General features: G+C 44.3%; 4 protein-coding genes. All 4 read right to left on the bottom strand.

The genetic code is table 11. From position 1 onward, the window contains the following. Positions 1-7 precede the first annotated feature (7 nt). Genes QZ565_RS08525 through gatC form a run of 4 tightly spaced genes read right to left on the bottom strand, consistent with a single transcriptional unit; the run spans position 8 to position 3674 of the window. On the bottom strand, positions 8-403 hold the full coding sequence (locus QZ565_RS08525) for a hypothetical protein (RefSeq protein WP_295528218.1): 396 nt from the start codon (positions 401-403) through the stop codon (positions 8-10). Between the two features lie 57 nt (positions 404-460). After that, a complete protein-coding gene (gene gatB, locus QZ565_RS08530) occupies positions 461-1906 on the bottom strand; it encodes an Asp-tRNA(Asn)/Glu-tRNA(Gln) amidotransferase subunit GatB (protein WP_295528221.1) in 1446 nt (481 codons plus the stop codon). Continuing rightward, complete coding sequence (gene gatA / locus QZ565_RS08535) at positions 1906-3372, bottom strand: Asp-tRNA(Asn)/Glu-tRNA(Gln) amidotransferase subunit GatA (RefSeq protein WP_295528224.1); 1467 nt, start codon at positions 3370-3372, stop codon at positions 1906-1908. The genes gatB and gatA overlap by 1 nt, the downstream gene beginning before the upstream one ends. Beyond that, positions 3372-3674, bottom strand: coding sequence for an Asp-tRNA(Asn)/Glu-tRNA(Gln) amidotransferase subunit GatC (gatC, locus tag QZ565_RS08540; RefSeq protein ID WP_000705419.1), 303 nt, complete (start codon positions 3672-3674; stop codon positions 3372-3374). Before gatC ends, gatA begins: the two co-directional genes overlap by 1 nt. Between the last annotated feature and the right edge of the window lie 135 nt (positions 3675-3809).

Raw genomic sequence — 3809 nt, forward strand, 5'->3', positions numbered from 1 at the left:
CTAGGCGTTATTTACTAGCATTTGGCTTCTTTATGGAATGGCGCTCGATGAGCCATCCCACAAACCACCCTATTGCTAGCAAGTAATTTTCAAAAGCACCGATAGCATTTACAGGAGAGTGATACTCCATATAATTGAGTAAGTGATTTGTTCCTATTCCAATTCCGCCAATAATGAGAGCAAGAAGTGCGATTCGTAGATAGAACCAATCGTATTTAATATTGATAGCGAGAATAATAATCAATACAGCTAAATTCCATATTCCAATTTCTCGTTGCCAACCAGCAGATATTCCGTACCCGGAGTGGCTTCCCATGTATGATGGAAAGAAAATTTGTAGTATAGAAGCGCCTAACATAGCGATGATGACTAAGACAAATAGCAATCGTACAAATTTGTTCATTTATTCTCCTTGTCTCATTCTCGTTTTAAAAGTAGAAAAAAGTGTTTAAAGAGTAAATTACTCACTTTCTTTCAACTTGGCCAATTCCTGTGCAAGGAGTTTAAGGGCAACTTGTGGGTTGGCTTGGCCTTTGGTTGCTTTCATAAGGAATCCTGTAAATGCCTTATCTGCGTTACGTTTACCTGACTTGAAGTCGGCAACAGCCGCTTCGTTATCGGCAAAGACTTGGTGGATGATTGGGATCAGGATTTCAGGGTCTGAGATTTGAACCATACCTGCTTTTTCCACGTATTCACGCGCGCCACCGCCATTTTTAGCCAGGTGGACAAAGACTTTCTTGGCAATCTTAGAAGAAATCGTGCCGTCTTCGATGATGGCAATCATTTCAACCAAGTTTTCTGGTGTCAATTCGATTTGTTCCAGTGTCTTGCCTTCAGAGTTTAAGAACTGAGCGACTTCCCCTTGGAGCCAGTTAGAGACTTGCTTGGCATCACCACCGAGAGCAACAGCTTTTTCAAAGAAGTCAGAAGTGACTTTATTTGCAGTTAACTGGCTAGCATCGTAGTCTGACAAGCCAAGGTCAGAGACGTAGCGTGCACGGCGTTCCTTTGGAAACTCTGGCAACTCTGTCCGCATTTCCTCGATCCACTCGTCTGAGATTTCAAAGAGGGGTAGGTCTGGTTCTGGGAAGTAGCGGTAGTCTGCAGCACCTTCCTTGACACGCATGAGGATAGTTGCCTTGTTGGCTTCATCGTAGCGACGTGTTTCTTGGCGGATTTGACCACCTGAGCGAAGGATTTCAGCTTGACGTTGAACTTCGTATTCAAGACCTTTGCGAACGTTTGAGAAGGAGTTGAGGTTTTTCAACTCAGTCTTCGTACCGAATTTCTCTTGACCATAAGGACGAAGAGAGATGTTGGCATCCACACGCATAGAACCTTCTTCCATCTTAACGTCAGAAATGCCAGCGTACTGGATGACCTCCTTGAGGGCAGTTAGGTAAGCATAGGCTTCTTCTGGCGAACGCATGTCAGCTTCAGATACAATTTCGATCAATGGCACCCCTTGGCGGTTGAGGTCAACGTAAGAGTAGCCATCTGTACCGTGGGTGTTTTTACCAGCGTCTTCTTCTAGGTGGGCGCGTTCGATACCGATTTTCTTAGTCGTACCGTCTTCTAGCTCGACTTCAATCCAGCCATTATAACCGATTGGCTCATCAAACTGAGAAATTTGGTAGGCTTTTGGATTATCAGGGTAGAAGTAGTTCTTGCGGTCAAAGTGCATCTTTTTGTGGATGTCCATGTTGAGGGCAAGAGCAGCCTTGATACCGGCATCGACAACACCTTTGTTGAGAACCGGAAGTACTCCTGGGAAAGACCAGTCAATCACGTTAGTGTTGGCATTTTGGTCATTTCCGAAGTGGGCAGAAGTAGGTGAGAAGATTTTTGAATTGGTGTTGAGCTCTACGTGGACTTCAAGTCCAATGACTGTTTCAAAGTTCATTAGTTATCACCTCCAAAAATCACGGGTTGTTGTTTGTGGTAGTCTGTTGTCGCCTCAAAAGCAGCAGCAGCTTGGTAAATGGTTTCCTCAGAGTACTTAGGACCAATCAATTGGAGTCCGACAGGTAGACCTTGAGAGAATCCAGCTGGAATCGAAATTCCTGGGAGACCAGCTAAGTTGACTGGGATGGTCAAGAGGTCAGCCAAGTACATGGCAACGGGGTCATGGTTGAGGGAGTCCAAATCATAGGCAACGCTTGGAGCAGTTGGTCCCAAAATCAAGTCGTAATCCGCAAAGACGTTTTCGAAATCTTGAATGATAAGGGTACGGACTTGACCAGCTTTCTTATAGTAGGCATCATAGTAACCTGATGAAAGGCTGAAAGTACCTAGCATGATACGGCGTTTTACCTCTTCACCGAAACCTTGGCTACGGCTGTTTACATAGATTTCATCAAGGTTGGTCGCATCCTCTGCACGATAGCCGTAACGGATACCGTCAAAGCGTTGCAAGTTTGATGAAGCTTCAGATGAAGCGATAATGTAGTAAACTGCAACACCGTATTTTGAGTGAGGAAGGCTAACTTCTTCGACGATGGCACCGAGTTTCTCGAAGTGTTTAGCGGCATTCAGAATGGTTTCCTTAACCTCTGGGTCAATTCCTTCACCAAGGTATTCCTTAGGTAAAGCAATTTTCATGCCCTTGATGTCTTGACCGATTTTTGAAGTAAAGTCGGCAATGCGGACAGGAGCAGAAGTAGAGTCTTTGGCATCTTCGCTGGCAATCGCATTGAGCAAGAGGGAGTTTTCCTTAACAGTAGGAGCAAAAGGTCCGATTTGGTCTAATGAGCTACCGAAGGCAATGAGACCGAAACGAGAAACTGTTCCGTAGGTTGGTTTGAGACCAACGATTCCGTTGAAGGCAGCAGGTTGGCGGATAGAACCACCAGTATCAGAACCAAGTGACAAGCGAACTTGGCCTGAAGCTACAGCTGCAGCTGAACCACTTGATGACCCACCAGGAACCTTGCTTTGATCCCAAGCATTTTTAGTGGCACCGTAGTGTGAAGTTTCACCTGAACCACCCATAGCAAATTCGTCCATGTTAGTTTTACCTACGACAATCATTCCTGTAGCTTTTGCATTAGCAACGGCTGTCGCATCAAAAATTGGCTCGTAGTTATAGAGCATTTTTGAGGCAGCAGTTGTGAGAATGCCGTCTGTAGAGATGTTATCCTTAACTGCAAGTGGAATTCCTGAAAGGACATTATCAGCATCGATTCCTGCTTCATCAATAGCTTTCGCTTGCGCAAGGGCTTGTTCCTCAGCGACGGTAACAAAAGCGTTGATAGCTGTCTCGCGTGACTTGATATCTTCAAGTGTTGCTTGTGTCAACTCAGTTGCTGAAATTTCCTTAGAAACAAGGAGATTGTGCAAGTCTTCAATGGTTTTATTGTTAAAAGTCATTAGGCATCTCCTCCATCGTCTAGGATAGCTGGTACCTTGATATAGTAGTTGTCTTTTTCAGGTACGTTTTTAAACAAGCGATCGCGGTCTGTTCCTTCTTCGGCCACATCAGGGCGGAGTACAGTCTTGCGGTCAGCCATGGTCGTAGTAGGTGCGACACCAGTTGTGTCTACTTCGCCCAGCAATTCAACCATGTCAACAATCTTAGACAAGGTAGTCGCAAAGGCAGCAGTTTCTTCTTCAGAGAATCTTAATTTTGAAAGATTGGCAACGTGTGTTACCTCTTCTTGCGTAATTTTCATCTTGCATCCTTTCGTGAAATGATGATTTTTAGTCTGTTCTATTTTACCATATTTTCATATAAATAAGGGAGCCAAACTGAAAAGAAATAGAAATTGAAAAATCGTTTTTAATTCGCTATAATAGTTAAACTAGAC

Source organism: uncultured Streptococcus sp. (genome assembly GCF_915066115.1).
Taxonomy (GTDB): domain Bacteria; phylum Bacillota; class Bacilli; order Lactobacillales; family Streptococcaceae; genus Streptococcus.

What these genes read in the sequence shown, in the direction of transcription:
- QZ565_RS08525 (WP_295528218.1), bottom strand. Translation starts at nt 403, where the DNA reads ATGAACAAATTTGTACGATTGCTATTTGTCTTAGTCATCATCGCTATG.
- gatB (WP_295528221.1), bottom strand. Translation starts at nt 1,906, where the DNA reads ATGAACTTTGAAACAGTCATTGGACTTGAAGTCCACGTAGAGCTCAAC.
- gatA (WP_295528224.1), bottom strand. Translation starts at nt 3,372, where the DNA reads ATGACTTTTAACAATAAAACCATTGAAGACTTGCACAATCTCCTTGTT.
- gatC (WP_000705419.1), bottom strand. Translation starts at nt 3,674, where the DNA reads ATGAAAATTACGCAAGAAGAGGTAACACACGTTGCCAATCTTTCAAAA.